Source organism: Bacillus sp. EE-W1, from assembly GCF_009760835.1.
Taxonomy (GTDB): Bacteria; Bacillota; Bacilli; order Bacillales; family Bacillaceae_G; genus Bacillus_A; species Bacillus_A wiedmannii.
In genome coordinates this window covers 71,597-74,192 of the sequence record NZ_WIPE01000060.1, presented here as the reverse complement: position 1 = coordinate 74,192, position 2,596 = coordinate 71,597, and the positions used below count along the sequence as shown (strand labels likewise).

General features: G+C 34.3%; 3 protein-coding genes and 1 pseudogene. 3 read left to right on the top strand and 1 reads right to left on the bottom strand.

The window, feature by feature from the left end; genetic code table 11:
- Nucleotides 1-243 (bottom strand): hypothetical protein (locus tag GFJ36_RS29300; protein ID WP_242015973.1); only part of this gene is annotated, 243 nt, incomplete at its 3' end.
- Nucleotides 244-393: 150 nt separating this feature from the next.
- Here GFJ36_RS29300 and GFJ36_RS11890 point away from each other — a divergent pair.
- The 3 genes and pseudogenes from GFJ36_RS11890 (at nucleotide 394) to GFJ36_RS11880 (ending at nucleotide 2,107) form a co-directional block, all read left to right on the top strand.
- Nucleotides 394-986, top strand: a pseudogene (locus tag GFJ36_RS11890) (Holliday junction resolvase RecU).
- A 137-nt stretch (nucleotides 987-1,123) separates the two neighbouring features.
- On the top strand, nucleotides 1,124-1,495 hold the full coding sequence (locus tag GFJ36_RS11885) for an ArpU family phage packaging/lysis transcriptional regulator (RefSeq protein ID WP_157349577.1): 372 nt from the start codon (nucleotides 1,124-1,126) through the stop codon (nucleotides 1,493-1,495).
- A 333-nt stretch (nucleotides 1,496-1,828) separates the two neighbouring features.
- Entirely contained in the window at nucleotides 1,829-2,107 is a 279-nt protein-coding gene (locus GFJ36_RS11880) for a hypothetical protein (protein WP_088064890.1), read from the top strand.
- Nucleotides 2,108-2,596 lie beyond the last annotated feature (489 nt).

Genomic DNA, 2,596 nt, shown 5'->3' with positions numbered 1-2,596 from the left:
CAATGTTAGTAAGACTGTTGCTACACTCCTAAGCATCGCAATCCAATTATTCATCTTAGAAAATCCTATAATGCCAGCAAAAAAAGTTCCTATTGCTAAAACTAGTAATATAAATAAAGGGTGAATGTGTAATGAATCCGTGAAAAATTTGAATAGTTCAAGTGGAATTTCAAAATATAAACGGAATAGTCCAACGCAAATCAAAGAACATATAAAGGACCATAGATTGATGTTATGCTTCATTGCTTCCTCCTATGTTATTAAAATATTTCCATTTAATTTTACTGGGAAATTAAAGAAAAAGATAGCGGTTATAAATCGAAATGAATTTTTTAACAAAATAATTCTTTGAATAGAAAGAGAGGAATAACAAAGGGACTAGGAAACCGTGGAATGGCATTTGAAATGCTTATCAATCTAGCGAACGAAATGTATCAAAGAGGTGGAGTGGCGCTTGTAAACAAGCGTCCGACTCCTGTAAAGGTGGCCGTGTATTAAATAGATTCTATGAAGCTAAAAGTACAGTGGACTATGATGGCGTTTATAAGGGACGAGCTATTGCGTTTGAAGCGAAGTCTACAGAGAATGCTAAACGTTTTGATTTAAAGAATATTACACAGCATCAACTAGATTACCTGGAGAAAGCAGAGAAGATGGGAGCGATTTGTTTCTTCCTTATTGAGTTTAGCAAGGACAAGTCGGTATTCGTTGTACCACTATCAGTCATTCAATCTTATGTAAGGATGTCTCATCAACCGAAGGGCAAGAAGTCTATACCGAGAGCAGACTTAGGTATTTATGGATACTTAGTAGATCAGACAGAACGAGCGCCGATTGATTATTTACAATACATCGATGAGCAAGGATTTACACCGGTAATAGATGGCATGATTCAATTTGATCAGGACCATACAAGGGTAGCGAATAACATTGAAGCAGCAAAAGAGAAGATGAATAACAAGAAACGTAAATTACAAAAGGCTTAATGGATAGCGGAACAATGACTAACAGTTGGTGGGGGCTGTATTGTAGTCATCATGCCCTTATTCAGTAGTTTGACAATAAAATTTCACGTACCTGATGTGAATATAAAAACCGAAATTTGAAATAGGAGGACTCCAACTTGGAGAGACAATTGACTTTGTCACCGGATATCGATGATAAGAAAGTACAAAAGGACGTAGTAAGCGTATTAAAGGAATACAGAGCACTCAAGATGCGATTCAGCAATGACGTGGAGAAAGAAGGGAACAGTTTGTTTCCTGAGTTACGTGATTCAAGGAATATGAGTAAATGGAAGGTGCAGCAGGTTGAAAAGGCACTTAATAACTTATTAGATGAGGATGAGCGTAATATTGTAGAACGAAAGTTCCTGACAATTGAGAGAGTAAAGGATTCAGATGTTTATCACGATCTATTACCCAAGAAGACATACTTCTATGAGAAGAAGCAGAGTGGGGTTAAGTTGATTGCTACAGCGCTGGGAATAATCTAAAAAGCGCGAACAAAACGCGAACTTTTTGGGGGACTAAATAAAAACGTAAAAATTATAAACTATTCCGATAAACAGTTCTTTGAAAAAAGAATACGTTTTGGGGATAGCGTTCCCATTATAATAACGTTACTCGGTGACGCGGAGGCGTGGAGAAGGTTGAGAGTTATCTTGACCTTGGAAGAGGAACTTTTACGATTTGTTTTTTTATTTCTCTCCATTAGATATGTGAACTATGGGGAGTTTTGAAAAACATAACTTTTGAATTACTTAATAAAAATATATATAATTATATTAATGTTAATATATTAAGTAGTTAAAAATGGGGAAATAAAAATGAAGATTAAATTTGATGTGGTTAAAGATGAAAATTTTGATTTTACTTTATTAGAAACAAAATTGCTGAAAACTTTTAAAGAAGTAGATAATGTAGCAATAATTGAAAAGGTTGAAGATAAAATTTTTGAAAAAGATGATGTGCAAACCCATTTGGCGGAGATTACTATTAATGTTACAGGAAAAAATATTGGATATAGATCAGCTTCAGCTAGTATATTCATTGTTCTAGAAAGTCTATCAATAGAGCTATTCAATATTAATATTAGTACACATTAAGCATCCAAAATGGATGCTTTTTTCTTTGTTATATAGAAATTACACATTAAAACAGTGAACATTCTAATAAGGCAAGCATATGATGAATCCGTGGGACGAGTTATCATATGAGGTGAAACTTGGAGCGCCATACTTATTTGTTGAAGGGTACCTAATGGACGGGTACTCTTTTTATTTTGCACCTTTTATAAGGACAAGCATATATTGGAGTATGGGGTAACCCCACTTCATATATTTGAGCACCTGCAATCGTAAGGTGCTCTTTATTTTGTACAAAATGGTCATTTGAATTAAATGATTATATAAATAGATAGAATCTAATTATTTGATTCACATTTTAATCCAAGGGGTACAAATTCGATGGGGCGTGAAAAGGATTTGTTGAAACAATGGAAGGCGGATTTGCAAGCTTTACAAGAAGAGAAGAGGCTGAAGAAGAAGGATAAGAAAAACAATAAAAAATATAGCATTCCTGGTAATACAGCTGAC

Bases quoted from the DNA above. Each gene is read 5' to 3' on its own strand.
- GFJ36_RS11880 (WP_088064890.1), top strand. From the start codon at position 1,829: ATGAAGATTAAATTTGATGTGGTTAAAGATGAAAATTTTGATTTTACT.